We start from the raw sequence: 18977 nt of genomic DNA on the forward strand, positions 1-18977 counted from the left end.
AAGGAGTATCGTCGGCAGCGTCAGAGGGGTATAAGAGACAGCTTGATCGCCCCCGTGAGCACGCCCTTGGTGAAGAAGCGCTGCGCGAACGGGTAGACGATGAGGATCGGCACCGTGGCGACCACGACGATCGCCATCTGCACGGTCTGGGCGGGCGGGGCAGGACGGTCCGGCGCCTGGAGGTCGCTCATCGCATTGCCCTGCACGACGTACTGGTTCAGCACCAGCTGGATCGGCCACTTGGTGGTGTCGTTGATGTACAGCAGCGCATTGAAGAACGAGTTCCAGTATCCGACGGCGTAGAACAGCGCGATCACGGCCAGCACCGCCTTCGACAGGGGTAGCACGATGGATCCGAAGATCCTGAACTCGCTGGCCCCGTCGATGCGGGCGGATTCGAGCAGCTCTTGCGGCAGCTCCATGAAGAAGTTGCGCATCACGATCATGTTGAACGCACTGATGAGCCCGGGAAGGATCAGCGCCCAGTAGCTGTCCAGCAGCCCGAGCTCCTTGATGAGCAGGTAGTTCGGGATGATCCCGGCGCCGAAGAACATGGTGCACAGCACCAGCACCATCGCGCCCTTGGAGAAGGGGACGTCACGCGTGCGGGTCAGCCCGTAAGCGAGCATCGAGGTGAACAGCAGCGACAGCAGGGTGCCCACGATGGTGATCCCGGCGGTCACCATCAGCGACCTGGTCACCACGCCGCCGGCGAAGATCGACTCGTAGGCCGCGGTGGAGAAGGAGGTGGGGAAAAGCTGCCCCGAGGTCACCGATCTGCCGTCCGCGAAGGAGAACATGATGACGTACAAGAACGGGTAGAGCATCACCAGCACGATCACGGCGATGACGACGACCTTGAGGGCCTGCATCGTCGGGGAGGGCCGGTCCATCCAGGGCGGTCGCCCGGAGGGCGCGCCCCGGGAGCGCCGTGCGGCACGGCCGGTCACGTCGGGGCGTGCGATCTGGTCGATGACGGCCATCAGTAGATCCCTCCGGTTCCGAGACGCTTCGCGATCCGATTCGCGAAAATGACGAGGATGGTGGCGATGACGCCCTTGAGCAGGCCGGCGGCTGCGGAGAGTCCCCAGTCGCCCCCTGCGATGCCGCGGAAGTACACGAACGTGTCCAGCACCTGGGCGGCGTTCGCGCCGACGGCGGGCTGCTGCAGCAGCAGCTGCTCGAAGCCGACGGTGAGCACGTTGCCGACGGTGAGAATGAGCAGCAGGGAGATCACGGGCACCAGTCCCGGCAGGGTGATGTGCCACATGCGGCGCCAGCTGCCTGCGCCGTCGGTGGCCGCCGATTCGTAGAGCTCGGTGGGGATCGACGAGATCGCCGCGAAGAAGATGATCGTCCCCCATCCGACGTCCTTCCAGATCACCTGGCTGACCAGGAGGATCTTGAAGGTCTCCGGGTTCGTCATGAGGTTGACGCCCTCGACCCCGATCATGTCGAAGAGCTGCGCGATCGGCCCGGCCCCGCCGAGGATCTTCTGCCAAATCGCGATGACAATGACCCAGGAGATGAAGTGCGGGAGGTAGACGACGGTCTGGATGATGCGCTTGATCCGCTCGCCCAGCAGGGAGTTCAGGAACAGCGCCAGGATGATCGGCGCGGGGAACGCGAACACGATCTGCAGGAACGAGATCACCAGGGTGTTGACCACCGCTCGCAGCACCTCGTCGTCCGTGAAGAGGTTCGCGAAGTTCTGCAGGCCCACCCACTGGGAGTCGAAGACTCCGCGGAAGGCGGAGTAGTCCTGGAAGGCGACCACGTTCCCCGCCAACGGCACGTACGCGAACAGGAGGAAGAACGCGACACCGGGCACGATGAACACGTACATCTGCCACTCGCGCTTCATCCGCTGCCACCGGGACCTGGTGCGAGGGCGCGATGCTCCACCCGCGCCGGGATTCGTGGGGCTCTCCTCGGGGACGCCGGCCACCGCCTGCTCGAGCGAGGGGGCTTCGGTGTCACGTGCTTCGATGCTCATCGGTTCGCTCCTTCCTGCAGCACGCCGGGGATCCGGTGGACGGACGGGGCGGCGGCGATCCCCGGGAGGGCGTCGAGCACGGCGGCACGCACCGTGCATCTCGAGGCCGCGACGTTCTCGAGGAGCTGCTCGAAGATCTCGTGCGCGCGCGGCGGTCTGGGCCCACGTCCGGCGGCGAACTGCCTGATCTCCTCCCACCTGTCCGGTGACGGGATGATCCGCGGCGAGGTGTCGCGGTCGATCTTCTTCCAGGTCCAGAAGGTCCAGGGGATGCCGTGCTGTGCGAACAGCGAGAACGCCTCGGCGTACCACCGGTCGTCGTTCTCGCCGCTCTCCCCCATCCACAGGGGCAGGCCCAGGCGCTCCCGCAGGTCGAGATACTGCTGGATGCTCCGGGTGGTGGGCTCCGACCAGTACTTGTGGAAGTGCAGGCAGGCGTTCTCGTCCCAGAGCCGATCGATCCCCTCGAAGCGTGTGGCCCAGTTCCAGCCCTCGATCGAGAGGAGGTGATGGGGGTCCTCCGCACGGATCACGGCGATGACGTCGCGGTAGAAGTCCGCGAGCCGGGGCACGAGGGACTCGTGCTTCTGCGGCAGCGGCTCGTTGAGGAGGTCGTAGGCGCTCACGGTCGTCTCCTCGGCGTAGCGCTGCGCGAGCAGCTCCCACAGCCGCAGGCCCTGGCGGTAGGCGGCCGGGTCGGTGAAGAGCTCGGGAAGCCGGTGCGGGGAGTCGTCGATGTTCGCTCCGGTCTGACCGCCCGGTGCCCCGTGGAGGTCGAGCACGCAGCTGATCCCGGCCTCGCGGCACCAGGAGATCGCGCGATCGACGTGCGCGATGCCCTCCTCGATCAGCTCGTCCCCGTCGAAGATCCCCCGGGCGTTCATCGGCAGTCGCACATGGTCGAAACCGGCGGCGGCGATCTCGGCGATGTCCTGTGCCGTGATGAACCGTGCGCGGTACTCCTCCCAGAACTCGGCGCCGGTGACCGGACCGATCAGCTCGGCGACGAGCTGCTCCATGCGCCGCGGGGAGTCCGCAGGCCCCTCGAGGTCCCACATGTAGCCCTCCGGGAGCAGCCAGCCCCCGAGCCCCATGCCGCGCTCGAAGGGCAGCGCCCCCTCGGGAGCGCGGATGCGATCACCCTCACGTCGGTAGTAGTCCTGTCCCGTCATCCCTGTCCCTCTGTTCTTGGTCGACGTGGTGAGGCGTTATGGTGCCGACCATGTCCAGCCCCACCACGGATCCGGCCGACGCCTCTCTCGGCCCTCGTGCGCGTCGCTCCGCGCTGCGGCGCAAGGAGATCCTCGAATCCGCCGTTCGCACGATCGGTCTGCGCGGCTATGCGGGGGCGACGCTCGCTGCGATCGCGGAGGACGTGGGCATCTCCGCCCCGAGCCTCCTGCACCATTTCCGCAACAAGCAGTCCCTGCTCATCGAGCTGATCGACTATCGCGACGACCTCTCGCGGCAGATCGGGGGCACGTCCTTCGACAGCGGCGGCCAGGCGGCGCTGGACCACCTCGGCGACACCGCAGCGGCCAACGCTGCCAGTCGCGGCCTGACCCAGCTCTACGCGGTGCTGCTGGGCGAGTCGATCACCGAGGACCACCCTGCGCAGTCGTACTTCCGGCGCCGGCTCTCCGGCCTTCGAGCCATGGTGAGCGATGCGATCCTCACGGCGATCGCGGATCCCGCAGTCCCCGAGGGCGATGTGCTCGAGACGGCGGCGGCGATCGTGGCCGTGATGGACGGCGTGCAGTACCAGTTCCTGCTGGACCCAGACGCGGTGGACATGGCCGCGGTGACGCGGAGGACCATCCGGGCGCTGCTGGCGGATCTGCGAACGGCCTCCGGCAGCGACGAGCGCTGACATTCCTCAGTCCGCCCCGTCGAGCGCGGCGGTGAACTCGTCGCACAGGGTCTGCCCGCCCGCGCTGAGCCAGGCCTCGCGGTACTCGGAGAGCTCACTGAGGGGCCGGCGGCCGGTGATGAATCCGTTGCGGTAGTCCTCATTGAGCGAGTCCAGCTTCGCGTTCAGCGACGCCGCGCTGGGGGCGACGATGCCCGCCACCGGGTTGGGGACGGTGGAGGCGACGAGCTGCTCCATCGTGGTGCGGAAGTTGTCCACGTAGTCGGTGAGCGTGGGGGCGATGGAGTAGATCGGCGAGTTGAACGCACCCAGCCACTGGAGGGCGGCACGGTCGGCATCGGCCTGGTCGTCACCGAGCCCGACGACCTCGTGGTCCGGGCCGAACTCGTAGTTGACGCCCTCCGTGCCGGATCCGATGAACAGGGCCTCCTCGGAGCCGAACGGCGCACGCCAGTAGTTGATGATCCCCAGCAGTTCGTGCAGGCGGGCCTCGTCCTCGGCGGCCGCGGCGGAGATCGCCACGATGCCCCAGTAGCCGTCATCCCGCTGGATGACGATATCGCCGCCGTCGAAGGCGGGCGGGACGAAGAACTCGGGCTCGGCCTCCGGGGTCGAGTCCACGACCTGGCCGATGATGGGGTTGCCGAAGAATCCGTTGAAGGAATCGATGGTCAGGGCGATCTGTCCGGTGGTGAAGAGGTCCCCGAGCTCGCCGCCGATGCCGTCGGGGTGGATGACCCCTGCATCCCACAGCTGCTTCTCGAACTCCATGACCTGCTCGAAGGCATCGGTCATGAGCACATTGACGATCTTGCCGGAATCGTCCACCTGCCAGGTGGTGCCCGCCCGGAACATCCACTCGAACATCGCCTGCTCGTTGCCACCGATGGTGGCCATGCCCCAGATCTTCTTGCCGTGGGCGGTCCCCAGCGCGGCGATGTCGCTCATCACCTGCAGCCACTCCTCCGCGGTGGAGCCCATGGACTCGTGGCCGGCGAGCCGCATGAGGTCGCCGCGCACCAGGGGGAAGTTCGTCAGGAACGGGTTCTCGTTCGGGACGCCGTAGATGTGGCCGTTCTTGGCGGAGACCTGCCAGGCGTTGGTGGAGATGTTGGCGAGGTTCGGCCACTGCAGGATGTTGTCTCCGGCGAGCACCTCGGAGAGGTCGGCGAACGCGCCGTCCGCCAGGGCTCGCTGTCCGATCGCGTCGGTGTCCTGCACGAAGGAGAGGTCCGGCACCGAGCCCGAGGCGATGGTGGTGGAGAACTTGTCGTTGTAGCCGTCCGCCGCGGTCAGCGTGGGGGTGAACGTGACGTTCAGCCGCTCCTCGAGCTGCTGCCAGTAGTCGTTCTGCTCGCGCGGACGAGGAGGCGCACCCCACAGCACCTGGAAGGTCGTCACCTCCTCGCCGCTGCCGGGCGGCTCCTCGACCGAGGTGAAGTACTCCTGCAGGGGCGAGGTGAAGATCATCGGCATGCCCTCGACCTCGGAGGCGATGCCGCCTTCGGGGACCGGTGGCTCGACGTGGGTGGGCAGAGTGAGCTCCTGCTCCTCGAAGCCGCCGGAGCCGGAGCCGCCGGAGGACCCGGAGCACGCGGCGAGCCCGGTGACCGAGACGGCGGCGGCGCCGAGGCCGAGGACGGAACGGCGCGAGGGACGGAACTGCGGGGATGACACGGTGGTCATGACGCTCTCCTTTGAGGTCGACTGGCACGATGCAGACCAAACGCCTAATAGCCGTTAGGCGTTCATGTCGAGGGACTCTACACGCCGCGCGACGATCCGCCAGAGGTCGACGATCACGATCGGGCAACGGCCCGGTGCCGAGGTGCACGGGGAGCACGCTCCGTCGCGACGAAGGCACGGCACTCACCGGTCGGAGGACGCACATAGACTCGCTCGGGTGATCACGGGAGAACTGAAGAACCGCGTGGACCGCGTCTGGGACGCCTTCTGGTCCGGAGGCATCTCGAACCCGCTCGAGGTGATCGAGCAGGTCACCTACCTGCTGTTCATGCGCCAGCTGGACGAACAGCAGATGCGAGCAGAGCGCGAGCTGCGCCGTCTGGGTCGCACCAGCACCCCCATGCCGTTCCCGGAGGGGACCTCGCACCTGCGCTGGTCGAAGATCAAGGTGATGACCGACACCGCGGAGATGCACCGCCTCATGGGTGACGAGGTGTTCCCGTTCCTGCGGTCGCTCGGAGACACGCCGGATGGTGCGACCAGCTCATACGGCGAGCACATGGCCGGGGCTCGCTACACGATCCCCAGCGCCGGGCTGCTGAGCAGGGTCGTGGACATGCTCGACGAGATCCCTCTGGATGATCGGGACACCAACGGGGACCTCTACGAGTACCTGCTCTCGAAGCTCGCGACCTCCGGCACCAACGGCCAGTTCCGCACCCCACGGCACATCATCTCGCTGATGGTCGACATGATGGCCCCCACCGCGCAGGACGTGGTCTGCGACCCCGCATGCGGCACGGCCGGCTTCCTGATGGCCGCGGGCGAGTACGTGCGCACGCACCACGGTGACGCCCTGATCGACCGCGCCCAGACCCCGGGCCGGGCTCCGGCGATGTTCCACGGCTTCGACTTCGATACGACGATGCTGCGGATCGGCAGCATGAACATGCTGATGCACGGGGTGGGCTCCGCGAAGATCGAGTACCGCGACTCGCTGTCCGAGGGGGCGGCGGGTGAGGCCTCGCGGTACACGATGATCCTCGCGAATCCGCCCTTCGCCGGGTCACTCAACTACGAGGAGACGAGCAAGGACCTCCAGAGCGTGGTGAAGACGAAGAAGACGGAGCTGCTGTTCCTGGCCCTCTTCCTGCGCCTGCTGAAGACGGGTGGTCGCGCCGCGGTGATCGTTCCGGACGGCGTGCTGTTCGGCTCCTCGAAGGCGCACAAGGATCTGCGGAGGTCCCTGGTCGAGAACCACAAGCTCGACGCGGTGGTGAAGCTGCCCTCGGGGGTGTTCAAGCCGTACGCCGGGGTCTCCACCGCGATCCTGTTCTTCACGAAGACGGGCGCCGGCGGCACGGAGGACGTCTGGTTCTACGACGTCACGGCCGACGGCTTCTCGCTCGATGACAAGCGCACCAAGATCACCGACGACGATCTGCCCGACGTGCTGGCCCGCTGGCAGAACCTCGACGGCGAACGAGATCGCGCCCGCACTGATCAGAGCTTCCTGGTGCCGAAGGCGGACATCGTCGCCGAGGGCTACGACCTCTCGATCAACCGCTACAAGGAGATCGAGCACGAGGAGATCGAGCACCGCCCGACAGCGGACATCCTCGCCGACGTCGAACGGCTGAACGGCGAGATCGCCGAGGGTGTGGCGCGGCTGCGGGAGGCGCTGGGGTGAGCAAGTGGGCCAGAGAAAAACTCGGTGACGTCGCGACGATTGACCGCGCCACAGTTAACCCGCGCAACCTTCCCGAATCGACTTACTATCTCGGGCTCGAGCATATCGCGCGCGGCGGGGAGATCATCGCTTCAAGCACTGTGGGCGATGCACAGCTGTCCAGCAACAAGTTCCACTTCGATACGCGGCACATTTTGTACGGAAAGTTGCGACCGAACTTAGTCAAGGTAGCCAACCCTACCAGGCACGGGGTCTGCAGCACAGATATCCTCCCAGTCCTGCCCGGAGAGCGCCTAACCCGACACTACCTACTTCATTACCTACGTCAGCCGTCAATGGTATCACTCGCTTCGTCACGAGCCTCTGGCGCAAATCTACCTCGGCTGAGTCCGGCGGAGCTTTTATCTTTCACAGTGCCGCTCCCACCCATCGAAGAACAGCGCCGCATCGCCTCAATCCTCGACGAGGCCGACGCGATCCGCGCGAAGCGCCGAACCCAGCTCAGCCACCTCGACAAGCTCCCGCTGGAGTTGTTCCACCAGCGGTTCGCCAACACCAACAATACGCACCCAACCATTCCACTCAGCGATATTGCTCGCTGGTCGAGCGGAAAATTCTTACCAGCCTCTAAGCAAGCAGGAGGTGACGTCCCCGTATATGGCGGCAATGGAATCACTGGCACTCACGACCGCGCCATGCACAAGCCGCGCCGACTGATAGTCGGGAGAGTTGGGGCGAACTGTGGCGCCGTGCACGTAACACGACCAAACTCTTGGGTTACCGATAATGCATTAGTCGCCGAGATCCTGCGCCCTGACGTTGATATCTCATACCTGGAATATGCACTCCGGTCTGCAGACCTGAATCAGTATTCAGCCCAGTCCGGCCAGCCTTCAATTAACGGTGCACGGATATCTGGAGTCCCAATCCGGCTGCCACCTCTCGAAGCTCAAGAGTCCTTCGCCGACGCTCTTAGGGAGATCCGCGCTGAGCGCGACCGCGTCGCCAAGGCGCTCGAAGCCGACGAGGAGCTGTTCGCCGCGCTCCAGCATCGAGCGTTCCGCGGCGAGCTCTGACCGGCGGCCGACGGCTGGACCACCGCTCTCCGGCGCGCCGGTCAGCGGATCGACCACCCCAGGCGCTCCCGCACCCGCGCGGCGAGCGTCAGCACATCAGCGTGCTCAAGGTTGCGGGAGAAGCTGGGCGCGGCGGGGAAGGCAGCGACCGAGCGGGAGAAGAGCACGATCACCGGGTCGCCGGTGACCGTCGAGGGGACCAGCAGCCCGTCGAGGCGATCTCCCAGCTGGTCATGGATGGCCGCGGCCCACGCACGGCAGATGTCTTTCGAGGCCTGCGGGAGCGAGGCGGACGCTCCGTGGCGCACGGCCCAGTCCCCGTTCCCCTCCCCGCCGATCAGGTTCAGCAGGTCCAGGGGTCGCGATGGGCGCCAACCGGACAAGGCTCGTTCGGCGGTGAGGGTGATCGCCCGGTCCCGTTGGAAGAGCTCGGCGAAGGCCGTGGTGTAGGCGGGTGCCGTGTAGGAGACGCCGGCTACGGAGCGGACGGAGAGCGGACCTGCCTGCGGGTCCCAGCGGTTGCTGCGGATCGGCCCGTTCCATCGCAGCTCGTCCCACGCCATCGGGTGCCTTCCGGCCACCGCATGGATCCTCCACAGCGGCCCGCCGAACGAGGCGACGGTGCCGTCCGGGAGTGTGAGCGGAACCGACGGGCGGCGGGGATTCTTCGCGTGCGCCGAGTTCACTCGTAGCCGAGCTCGTCGACCAGTGAGACCACAGCGTCCACCTGTCCCCCGTCGAGCAGCCATCGCACGGGAGACCGCTGATCGAGCGACTCGTTCGGCGTCGTCATGAAGCGCTGGATCGACAGAGGGTGCGTGTACTGCGGGAACGCCGGGATGATCGCGCGCAGCCCCGGAACCACCTCCCCGTCGTCGAACTGCCAGTGCGGGAATCGAGTCGTGCGCCCCCCGCTGCTCGGCAGCGCATACAGATCGCCCGTCGCCTTCGACCGCCGGATGCTCGCCTCATGTCGCTCGAGGAGCGTCGCGACCTCCGCCGTGCTGAGCGAGGCGCTGTGCACCTGCTCCTGCGCCGCCGCCCTGTCCCGTGCGACGCGGCTCTGCGAGAGGGTGCGCGCCGTGGGAGTCAGATCCTCCTCCGTGAGGTCCGTGTTCTCCAGCAGGAACTCCCGCTCCCCTGCGGAGAGCGACTCCGAGGTGGCATCGCTGGCCTCGCGCAGGAGGTCCAGGAGCGCGTCGACGCTCAGAGGATTGCCTCGCCGGTCCAAGGCGTCCTCCAGGCGAGCCGTGAAGTCATGCGTCGCGCTGCTCATGAGTATCATGTTACGCCGTAACCGTCTGCAACAGAAGGGTTCTCGTGGACTCACGGGAGATGCCTGCAAGGCGGCGCCCACCAGCATCGTTTCTCGGTTTACCGTGTTTCCCGTAGCGAGAAGCACGCTCGATCGAGAAGCAGTCGGTGGGCCACCCCTTCGACGTCGCGTCTCCCTACCCTCCGACATTCCCCGCCGTCGCACCCCGTCGATACACTCTGACCTGGGAAGCGACCGAGGAGGGCGGCAGTGAGCAACTTCGGATTCATCCGGGGGCAGTGGCCGGAGCTGTTCGACGTGTGCCAGCGCGCCGAGTCCTACGCCCTCTCCGACCCCGACAGCGCCGCCTTCCATGCTCGCGTCGCGGTGGAGAAGGTCGTCGAGTACCTCTTCGTGGACGTGTTCGGGCTGCCTGAGGGCTACCGCTCGGACCTCAGCGCCCGGATGAACGACCCGGCGTTCAAGAACCGCACCTACGCCATCAACAATCAGCTGAACCTCCTGCGCCGGCGCGGCAACGACGCTGCGCACGGCAACCGTCGACTCTCCCGCCAGGAGGGCGTCGCCACACTGCGGGATCTCTTCGACGTGATCGTCTGGACGGTCAAGCACCAGTCCACATTCCCCGAGGCCGCACCACTGGGCACCGCCTTCGACGTCTCCATCGTTCAGAAGCGCGCCCCGCTCGGCCCCGCCGAGCTCGCCAAGCTGGTGAAGCGCTTCACCGAGCAGCAGGAGACCTCCCGGCGCGAGATCGCCGAGCGCGATGACAAGCTCTCCGCCCTGGAGGAGGAGCTCGAGGCGCTGCGGAAGCAGATCGCCGACGCAAAGGCAGCCGACACCGCCGCCGACACCCACGACTACCGCGAGGACGAGACCCGCAACGACCTCATCGACGAGCAGCTGCGCGATGCGGGATGGGCCCTGGAGAACCCCGAGAATCGCGAGTACCCCGTGGACGGGCTCCCCGTCCTGCCGGGGGTCAACGAGAGCGGCACCGGCAGGGTCGACTACGTGCTGTGGGGAGAGGACGGCCGGCCGCTCGGCCTCGTCGAGGCCAAGCGCACCAGCCGTGACCCCTCCGTCGGCGCCCGCCAGGCCCAGCTCTACGCCGACGCTCTCGAGCGCAAGTTCGGTCGGCGGCCGATCATCTTCCTGACCAATGGCCGGCAGCACGAGATCTGGGACGATGCACCCTGGAACGGTGCTCCCGGCTACCCCGCCCGTGCGATCGAAGGGTTCTACACCCGCGGCGAGCTCGAGCAGCTCCACCACCGACGTACGCAACGCCGCCCGCTGAGCAGCGCGGGCGTCGACGCGGAGATCGCCGGTCGCCCGTACCAGCAGCGAGCGATCGCGAAGGTGGGAGCGCACTTCGACGCCCGTCAGCGCCGTGCCCTGCTGGTCATGGCAACCGGAACCGGCAAGACCCGCACCGCGATCGCCCTGGTGGACCAGCTGATGGAGCGCGGTTGGGCCAAGCGCGTGCTGTTCCTCGCCGACCGCACCGCCCTAGTGCGCCAGGCGCACAAGGCGTTCTCGAAGCTGTTACCGGGTGTGACGAGCATCGACCTCACCTCGGACAAGCACTCCGAGGCGCGCGTCCACCTGGCCACCTATCCCACGATGATGAACCTCGTCGATGCGGCGCGCGACGGCGGCGGGCGACGCTTCGGCCCGGGCTATTTCGACCTGGTGATCATCGATGAGGCCCACCGCTCCGCCTACCAGAAGTACGGAGCCCTGTTCGACTGGTTCGACGGCCTGCTGCTGGGACTGACCGCCACCCCGGTCGATGACATCGCCCGCAGCACCTACCGCCTCTTCGAGCTCGAGCCCGGCGTGCCAACCGACTCCTACCCGCTGGAGGAGGCCATCGGCGAGGGCTATCTCGTGGGCCCGGAGAACCTCGTCTACGACCTCGGCTTCCACCGCAGCGGCATCCGCTACGACCAGCTCTCCGAAGAGGAGAAGGAGCAGTGGGAGGAGATCGACTGGGACGAGGGCGAGGACTCCGACCCGGTGGAGGAGATGCCCACCGCGGTCGAGGCGCCGCGCGTGTTCCGCTCCCTGTTCAACGCCGACACCGCGGACAAGGCCCTCGCCGAGCTGATGCGCGCCGGCCACCACGTGGCCGGCGGCGACCGTCTCGGCAAGACCATCGTGTTCGCGATGAACCAGCGCCACGCCCAGTTCCTCAAGGAGCGCTTCGACGCCCAGTACCCACATCTGGGCGGAGACTTCGCCCAGGTGATCACCAGCGACTCCGCCTATGCGCAGGACCTCATCGAGTCCTTCTCGATCAGCGACCGGGCCCCGCACATCGCGATCAGCGTGGACATGCTCGACACTGGGATCGATGTCCCCGAGGTGCTGAACCTGGTGCTGTTCAAGCAGGTGCTCTCCAAAACCAAGTTCTGGCAGATGATCGGGCGCGGCACCCGGCTGTGCCCTGACGCCCACGGGGACGGAGCCGACAAGACCGGGTTCCGCGTCTTCGACTTCTGCGGCAACGTGGAGTACTTCGGGCAGGACCCCGCGGACCGCGCCTCGAGCGTGCAGAAGCCGCTGTCCCATCGACTGTTCGCCACCCGCGCCCGGATCGTGGCCGGCATCGACCTCACCGCAGGGGACCTGCAGGTGCGGGAGGGCGCGGTGGAATGGCTGAGCGAGTTCGTGGGCGGCATCCCCACCCACTCCTTCCTCGCGCGCAGGCATGGCGAGGCGATCTCGCGGTACTCGCGTCCCGAGGGCTGGGCGGCGCCGCTCGGCAGGATCGACGCGGAGGATGCCGCAGAGTCCCTGGGGTCCCTGCCCTCGGCCGGCACCACAGAGGACGAGCACGCCAAACGCTTCGACCTGCTCGTGCTGCGTCGCGAGCTCGCCCAGCTCGAGGGAGACGAGGCCCTGGCCGAGCGCACTCGCTCAGCGGTGCAGGAGGTCGCCTCTCAGCTGCTCGAGAAGCAGACGATCCCCCAGGTCGCCACCGCAGCCGCTCTGCTGCAGGAGGTCGCGGGCGAGGACTGGTGGGAGGGGGTCACCCTCGCGATGCTGGAGCGAGCCCGCCGAGAGCTGCGCTCCCTGGCGCAGTTCCTCGACGCACACCGACGCTGGAGCGTGGTGACCGACTTCGAGGACGACCTCGGCGAGGCCCGCTCCGCCGACCTTCCGCTGGTCGCCGTGGGCGTGGACCAGGCCAGGTTCCGGGAGAAGGTCACCGCGTACATCCGTGAGCACCGCGATCACGTCGCGATCCAGCGTCTGCGCCGCAACCTGCCGCTGACCGAGACGGATCTCAGTGAGCTCGAGCGGATCCTCGTCGAACAGGGAGACGGCACCCCCGAGGCGCTGGCGGCGCTCAGCGGCGAACGGGGCCTCGGAGTGTTCGTCCGCTCGCTCGTCGGCCTGGACCGCGCAGCCGCCGAGTCAGCCTTCGCCGAGAAGATCGCCCTGGGCGGCCTGAACTCAGCGCAGATGGAGTTTCTGACGATGGTGATCGACGAGCTCACCCGGCGCGGCGAGATGCGGCCCGAGCGCCTGTTCCAGTCGCCCTACGAGGACAGGGCCGCGACCCGCATCGACATCGTGTTCCCGGACGAGGCGGAGGCCGATGCGGTCATCACGGTGCTGCACGACATCGAGCGCGCCGCCACACCCGTCGACATCATCACGGAGAAGTCGCTGGCCTGACCTCGGGCAACCTCAGGTGCTCCCGCAATGTGGTCCCCTCGTACTCGCGCCGGAACCGGCCGCGCCGCTGCAGTACGGGCACGACCTGATCGACGAAGTCTGTGATCCCGCCGGGGAGGGTGGGCGGCATGAGATTGAAGCCGTCGGCCGCTCCCGCGTCGACCCAGCGCTCGATCTCGTCGGCCACCGACTCCGGTGTACCGATGACGGTCGCGTGGCCGCCACCGGCGGCGAGCAGACCCAGCAGTTCACGCACCGTCGGTCGCACAGAGTCGACGATGCGCAGCACCGTGGCATAGCGCCCCTTCGGGCCGGTGAACTCCTCGAGGGGCGGGAGCGGTGGCACGGAGGCGTCGAGCTCCCAGCCTGAGGCGTCCTGGCCGATGAAGAAGGAGAGCTGGCGCAGGGAATCCGCGACCGGCAGGCGGGAGTCGAGATCCGCGCGTATCCGCCGGGCTTCCGCCTCGGTCGAGGCCACGTGGACGACCAGGCCTGGCATCACCGCGATCGTCTCCGGGTCGCGGCCCAGCGCGGCGGCCCGCGCGCGGATGTCCGAGCGGTAGGCGCGCGCGGACTCGAGGTCCCAGGCCACCGCATAGATCCCCTCGGCGTGGCGGGCGGCGAGATCGCGACCCGGTTCGGAGGCTCCAGCCTGGAACAGCACCGGGCGGACCTGCGGCGGCGTCGGCACGTTCAACGGCCCGGCGACCTCGAAGGACTGACCGCGATGCTGCGGCGGTCGCAGCAGGGACGAGTCGACGTACACCCCCTCCGGATCGGCCAGGATGCTCTGAGCGGGCCAGGAATCCCACAGGCCCTGGAGCACCTCGATGAACTCCCCCGCGGTGGCGTAGCGCTTCGCATGATCGGGCAGCGCGGGCATGCCGTGGTTGCGAGCCTCCGCGTCGGTCATCGAGGTGACCACGTTGATCCCGGCCCGGCCGTGGGAAATGTGGTCGAGGCTCGCCAGCAGGCGAGCGGCGTGGAACGGGTCCCAGAATGTGCTCGACACCGTCGTGACCAGCCCGATCCGTGCGGTGGCGCGGGCCATCGCCGTGAGCACGGTGATCGGTTCCAGGAACCATGTCGGCCCGCGCTCGGCCCCGGCGGGCGCGATCGACTGGCCGTCGGCGAGGAAGATCGCATCGAGCCGTCCGCGCTCCGCGATCCGTGCGAGCCCCTCCCAGTACGTGATGTCACCCAGTCGCGATACCGAGGAGCCCGGCGCCCGCCAGGCCGCGGCGTGGTGGCCGCACGCATGGGCGAACAGGTTCAGCCGCACCTGGCGGCGAGGCGCAGCGATCCTCAATCCTTCACCAGCCCGCCGTCGACGACAAGGTTCTGCCCGGTCACGGACCGGGACCACGGAGAGGCGAAGAAGAGCGCGGCGTCGGCGAACTCCGCGGGTGTGGTGACCGACTGCAGCGGGGTTCCCGCGGCGATCGCGTCGAAGACCTCCTCGGGGGTCGCGGCGCTCGCGTCGGTGGTGCGCAGCAGCCCGCCGCTGACCATGTTCACGGTGATGCCGAGCGGGCCGAGGTCGGCGGCGAAGGTGCGTGTCAGCGCGAGCAGCGCCGCCTTCGCCGCGGTGTAGTCGTGATACGGAACGACCGGGTGCTGGAACAGGTTGGTGCCGACATTGACGACGCGCCCCGAACCTGCCCGGGCGAAGCCGGGCAGCGCCGCCTGGATCGTGTTCAGAGCGCCCTGCACCGCGCCGGAGAACTGCGCGGAGAAGGCGTCGTAGGAGATCTCGTGCGCCTTGGCGCGTGCGTCGCCGTTGAAGGAGAAGCCGGTCAGAGCGTTGTTCACGACGGTGTCGACAGGAGCGCCGAAGGCGTCCTCGGCCTGCGTGAACAGGGCCTCGACCTGGGCCCGGTCCCGCACGTCGGCGCGCACGGCGACGGCACGACCCGGATGGCGCTCGGCGAGCTCGAGTGCGGCGCCCTCGCTGGTGAGGTGGTTGATGACCACCCGGGCCCCTTCGTGCAGGAAAGCTTCGGTGAGTGCGCGCCCGAGGCCGCGGGCACCGCCGGTGACCAGCACGATCTGCTCGGCGAGGGCGGGCGTGGGGCGGGAGGTCTGCTCGGTGGTCGGTGAGGTCATGGTCGACAGGTCCTTTCGGGGCCGGCGAGCACGCCCGCCGCACAGCGGGCGGGAGCACATCGCGGAAGGAGCGACGCCGAGTGCCGGCGCCGCGTGGAAGAGGACACGGGGATCCGCCGGCGGACCCCGGTGAGCCCGTCTGCACGAAGGGGCCCGGACGCACTGCGGCGCCTCCTCCGACGGCGCGGCGAGGCCGGCGCAGCGAGGATCGATGCATGGGGCGACGGCGTGCATGGCGGCAGCACACAGCTCATCGACGACATCCCTCCGCGAGTACGAACTCGATCAGGTTCACCGGGTGTGATCTCAGCCCCCGTCGGGGCACCCCGTGTCACTCATGGATGCTACCCGCAGATCCACCGCCGTAAAGGTGCCGCCCACCGCTTCCACGACTCACCCACGGAAAGCGCTTGACAATTGCGCACCTTTGTCTGGACCATATGGGTCACCAGTCCTTGCTCCGCAGCCCAGCGTCGTTCGCGGTGGAGCGTCGGTCGCGTCAACGAAGCGCAGTCCTCCGAGGAGATCACCATGCACAGCCTGAATCGTCGCACCCTGCTCGCCGCAGGTCTCGCCGCCACCGCGGCACCCGCTCTCGCCGCCTGCGGAGGCGGCTCCTCCGCCTCCCCGGACGCCCCGGTCCAGTTCATGCTCTCCGGCGACGCCAACCAGGGCGGTGGCTACGCCGCGATGGCCGAGAAGTACCTCGAGGAGACCGGGATCCAGATCGAGATCGTCGATGTTCCCTACGATGACCTGCAGACCAAGGTGCGCAACGCCTCCAAGGCGAACGACCTCCCGGCGATCGGCCGCATGCCCTCGATCGACCCCGTCTGGCTGGATCGGACGGTGGACCTCTCGGAGGTCGCCGCCGAGGTCAAGCCCATCGAGGGCATGTACGCACGCGACGAGGAGGGCAAGGTCCCCGCGCTGCCGAGCGATCTCACCGCCGTCGGCATGTTCCTCAACAAGGACCTCTGGGACGAGGCCGGCGTCGAGTACCCCACTTCGTTCGACGATAATGTGTGGACATGGGATGAGTTCATCGAGTCCGCGAACAGCGTGCGCGAGGCGAACGGCATCCGGTTCTCTCTTGTCATGGACCGCAGCTCCCACCGGCTGAACTCGTTCCTGTACCAGAACGGCTCCGAGGGGCTGCGCCTGAACGAGGACCTCTCCCAGTACGAGGCGAACGATGCGACCGTCGAGGCGCTCGAGCGCTTCGTCGCGATGAATGACGACGAGGTGATGCCGCGCTCCGTCTGGCTGACGGAGGAGGATCCCAACGCCATGTTCAAGACCGGCCAGATCGCGGCCTATTACTCGGGCTCGTGGCAGATCGCGGACTTCGTCGCGAACATCGCCGATTTCGAGTGGGTCAGCGTGCCGATGCCGGCCCAGCCCGATCAGGCCACGAACTTCGGTGCCGCCGCCCAGATCGTGGTGTTCGAGGGGACGGGCCAGGAGCAGCAGGCGCTCGACTTCGTGAAGTGGCTGTACAGCCCGGAGAACTACGCGGAGATCTCGCGGATCTCCGGGTTCCTGCCCGCCACCGAGGGTGTGGAGGTCAGCTACGAGGACCGTCAGGAGGATTTCGACCTGTACAACGCCGCGATCGCGGCCTCACCCGCCTTCGTGGGCGAGATCAAGTCGCGCGACCTCGCGCTGCAGGCGGCCGGCACCGCCGCTCCGCTCAGCGGAGATCCGGTGCGTGACGAGGCGGTCAAGGCGATCGCCGGGGACATCTCCGCTGCGGACGCCGTGACCGCTGCGCTCGAGCAGCTCAACGAGAGCCTCGCCTGATCGCATGTCCACCATGACCACCCAGAGCGACCCCGCCGCGGGCCCGCGGCCGGTCCGTGCCGGCGACGGCGCGCGGCGTCCCAACGCCGTGCGTGAGCGTCGTCGGCGCGGGGTCATCGCCACGATCTTCCTGCTGCCGGCGATCGTGCTGTTCGTGATCTTCTTCGTGGGCCCGGCCGGGCTCGGCATCCTGTACTCCTTCACCGACTACCGGGGATACGGGGAGGCCGAGTTCGTGGGGGTGGAGAACTACACCTCTCTGTTCGCGGACGAGGAGTTCTACTCGAGCCTGCTGCGCACGGTGCTGTACACCGTGGTGGCGGTGCCCTTCGGGTATTTCCTGTCCCTGACCATCAGCGCGCTGCTGGTGTCCAAGGACGTCAAGGGCTCCGCCCTCGCCCAGGTGATCTTCTTCTTCCCCTGGCTGGTCTCCCCCATCGTCACCGGCGTCATCTTCCGGTGGCTGTTCGGGGAGAACTTCGGCCTGGTGAACTACCTGATCACCTCCGCGGGCCTGAATCCGGTGAAATGGGCCGCCGATCCCAACCTCGCCCTGGTGGTGGTGATCCTCGCCGGTTCCTGGGGCGGCACCGCGTTCTCGATGCTGCTGTTCATGGCCGCGATGCGGAACATCCCCGCCTCGTACCTCGAGGCGGCATCGCTCGACGGTGCCGGGCCCCTCACACGGTTCCGCCGGATCACCTGGCCGCTGCTGCGTCCCACCTCGTTCCTGGTGATCCTGCTGGGCACGATCGGGGCGATGAAGGAGTTCGCGATGATCCAGGCGCTCAACGGAGGCGGCCCCGGCACCTCGAACGTGCTGATCGTCCAGTACATCTACAAGACCGGCTTCGAGCAGTCCAAGATCGGCTACGCGAGCGCCGCCTCGATGGTGCTGATGGTGATCCTGCTGGCCATCGCCCTCATCCAGAAGCGGTTCGACAGGAGTGATCTCGAGTGAGCTTCTCTGCGCGTCAGATCGCGCCGAACATCCTGCTGTGGGCGCTCGCGGCGCTGTTCCTGTTCCCCGTCCTGTGGTTCCTGCTGAGCTCCTTCAAGCCGGGCAGCGAGCTGTTCACCTGGCCGCTGCGACTGTTCCCGCAGGATTGGACGCTCAGCGGGTATCAGACGGCCTGGACCCGCTTCGACTTCCAGACCTACTTCCTGAACACCGCGATCGTCGCAGTGGTCTCCACCGTGTTCACGGTGTTCGTCAGCGCGTGCACCGGCTTCGCCCTGGCGAAGTACCGCAACCGCCTGGTGCAGATCTTCTTCCTGCTGATCCTGGTCACCACGATGCTTCCCACCGAGGTCATCATGCCCTCGACCTTCGCGGTGATCCTGGGGCTGGGGCTGTACAACTCGCTGGCAGGCATCATCATCCCGTCGATCATCACGGCGACCGGCATCTTCATGTTCCGTCAGTTCTTCCTGACGGTCCCCGACGAGCTGCTGCAGGCCGCCCGCATCGACGGCGCGGGCGAGTTCCGGATCTTCTTCCGCCTGATGCTCCCGATCGCCCGTCCGATCATCGCGGTGCTCGCGATCTTCTCCTTCCAGTGGCGGTGGAACGACTACATCTGGCCGCTGCTGGTGCTGAACGACCAGAAGAAGTACACCCTGCAGATCGCTCTGCGCTCGATCGTGGGCGCTGAGAACATCGACTGGGCGGTGCTGCTGGGCGCCTCGGTGATCTCGCTGATCCCGATGGTGCTGCTGTTCCTGGTGTTCCGCCGTCAGATCATGAACTCCGACATCAGCTCCGGACTGAAGGACTGAGGACC

At 67.4% G+C, this 18977-nt stretch carries 14 protein-coding genes and 1 riboswitch; of the genes, 7 read left to right on the forward strand and 7 right to left on the reverse strand.

Features of this window, described 5'->3' with window-relative positions; translation table 11 throughout:
* Window positions 1–982: 982 nt before the first annotated feature.
* A complete protein-coding gene (locus BN4251_RS03045) occupies window positions 983–1996 on the reverse strand; it encodes an ABC transporter permease (protein ID WP_087483703.1) in 1014 nt (337 codons plus the stop codon).
* Window positions 1993–3168, reverse strand: a complete 1176-nt coding sequence (locus BN4251_RS03050) for a glycoside hydrolase family 5 protein (RefSeq protein ID WP_087483704.1) — start codon at window positions 3166–3168, stop codon at window positions 1993–1995. Before BN4251_RS03050 ends, BN4251_RS03045 begins: the two co-directional genes overlap by 4 nt.
* 50 nt (window positions 3169–3218) lie before the next feature.
* On the opposite strand from BN4251_RS03050, the gene BN4251_RS03055 reads away from it, so the two are divergent.
* On the forward strand, window positions 3219–3866 hold the full coding sequence (locus BN4251_RS03055; protein WP_170931810.1) for a TetR/AcrR family transcriptional regulator: 648 nt from the start codon (window positions 3219–3221) through the stop codon (window positions 3864–3866).
* Between the two features lie 6 nt (window positions 3867–3872).
* Here the strand turns inward: BN4251_RS03055 and BN4251_RS03060 are convergent, their stop codons facing one another.
* Window positions 3873–5552, reverse strand: a complete 1680-nt coding sequence (locus BN4251_RS03060; RefSeq protein ID WP_087483706.1) for an extracellular solute-binding protein — start codon at window positions 5550–5552, stop codon at window positions 3873–3875.
* 217 nt (window positions 5553–5769) lie between these two features.
* On the opposite strand from BN4251_RS03060, the gene BN4251_RS03065 reads away from it, so the two are divergent.
* Both BN4251_RS03065 and BN4251_RS03070 read left to right on the forward strand, forming a co-directional pair.
* The gene (locus BN4251_RS03065) at window positions 5770–7242 is read left to right on the forward strand and encodes a type I restriction-modification system subunit M (protein ID WP_087483707.1); all 1473 of its coding nucleotides are present in this window, start codon (window positions 5770–5772) and stop codon (window positions 7240–7242) included.
* Window positions 7239–8318 (forward strand): restriction endonuclease subunit S, encoded by a 1080-nt coding sequence (locus tag BN4251_RS03070; protein ID WP_087483708.1) that lies wholly within the window; start codon window positions 7239–7241, stop codon window positions 8316–8318. The genes BN4251_RS03065 and BN4251_RS03070 overlap by 4 nt, the downstream gene beginning before the upstream one ends.
* A 41-nt stretch (window positions 8319–8359) precedes the next feature.
* On the opposite strand, the gene BN4251_RS03075 is transcribed toward BN4251_RS03070, so the two are convergent.
* Together BN4251_RS03075 and BN4251_RS03080 are read right to left on the reverse strand one after the other, a co-directional pair.
* Window positions 8360–8899, reverse strand: a complete 540-nt coding sequence (locus BN4251_RS03075) for an RES family NAD+ phosphorylase (RefSeq protein WP_140398376.1) — start codon at window positions 8897–8899, stop codon at window positions 8360–8362.
* Between the two features lie 101 nt (window positions 8900–9000).
* A complete protein-coding gene (locus BN4251_RS03080) occupies window positions 9001–9594 on the reverse strand; it encodes a hypothetical protein (protein WP_087483710.1) in 594 nt (197 codons plus the stop codon).
* 249 nt (window positions 9595–9843) lie between these two features.
* On the opposite strand from BN4251_RS03080, the gene BN4251_RS03085 reads away from it, so the two are divergent.
* Window positions 9844–13284, forward strand: coding sequence for a DEAD/DEAH box helicase family protein (locus tag BN4251_RS03085; RefSeq protein ID WP_087483711.1), 3441 nt, complete (start codon window positions 9844–9846; stop codon window positions 13282–13284).
* On the opposite strand, the gene BN4251_RS03090 is transcribed toward BN4251_RS03085, so the two are convergent.
* Both BN4251_RS03090 and BN4251_RS03095 read right to left on the reverse strand, forming a co-directional pair.
* Window positions 13262–14593 (reverse strand): LLM class flavin-dependent oxidoreductase, encoded by a 1332-nt coding sequence (locus tag BN4251_RS03090; RefSeq protein ID WP_245810172.1) that lies wholly within the window; start codon window positions 14591–14593, stop codon window positions 13262–13264. The genes BN4251_RS03085 and BN4251_RS03090 overlap by 23 nt on opposite strands.
* Entirely contained in the window at window positions 14590–15390 is an 801-nt protein-coding gene (locus tag BN4251_RS03095; RefSeq protein ID WP_087483712.1) for a 3-oxoacyl-ACP reductase, read from the reverse strand. Before BN4251_RS03095 ends, BN4251_RS03090 begins: the two co-directional genes overlap by 4 nt.
* A 245-nt stretch (window positions 15391–15635) precedes the next feature.
* Window positions 15636–15729: riboswitch (TPP riboswitch) on the reverse strand.
* A 192-nt stretch (window positions 15730–15921) separates the two neighbouring features.
* Between BN4251_RS03095 and BN4251_RS03100 the strand changes: the two genes are divergently transcribed.
* From BN4251_RS03100 to BN4251_RS03110, 3 genes are read left to right on the forward strand one after another with little or no spacing between them, the layout of a single operon-like run.
* A complete protein-coding gene (locus BN4251_RS03100) occupies window positions 15922–17193 on the forward strand; it encodes an ABC transporter substrate-binding protein (protein WP_087483713.1) in 1272 nt (423 codons plus the stop codon).
* 13 nt (window positions 17194–17206) lie between these two features.
* The gene (locus BN4251_RS03105) at window positions 17207–18154 is read left to right on the forward strand and encodes a carbohydrate ABC transporter permease (protein ID WP_087483895.1); all 948 of its coding nucleotides are present in this window, start codon (window positions 17207–17209) and stop codon (window positions 18152–18154) included.
* Window positions 18151–18972: a carbohydrate ABC transporter permease gene (locus BN4251_RS03110; protein WP_212647578.1), complete on the forward strand. Its 822-nt coding sequence runs from the start codon at window positions 18151–18153 to the stop codon at window positions 18970–18972. The genes BN4251_RS03105 and BN4251_RS03110 overlap by 4 nt, the downstream gene beginning before the upstream one ends.
* Window positions 18973–18977: the final 5 nt, after the last annotated feature.

Origin of the sequence: Brachybacterium massiliense, from assembly GCF_900184245.1 — a bacterium.
In the GTDB taxonomy this organism is placed as follows: domain Bacteria; phylum Actinomycetota; class Actinomycetes; order Actinomycetales; family Dermabacteraceae; genus Brachybacterium; species Brachybacterium massiliense.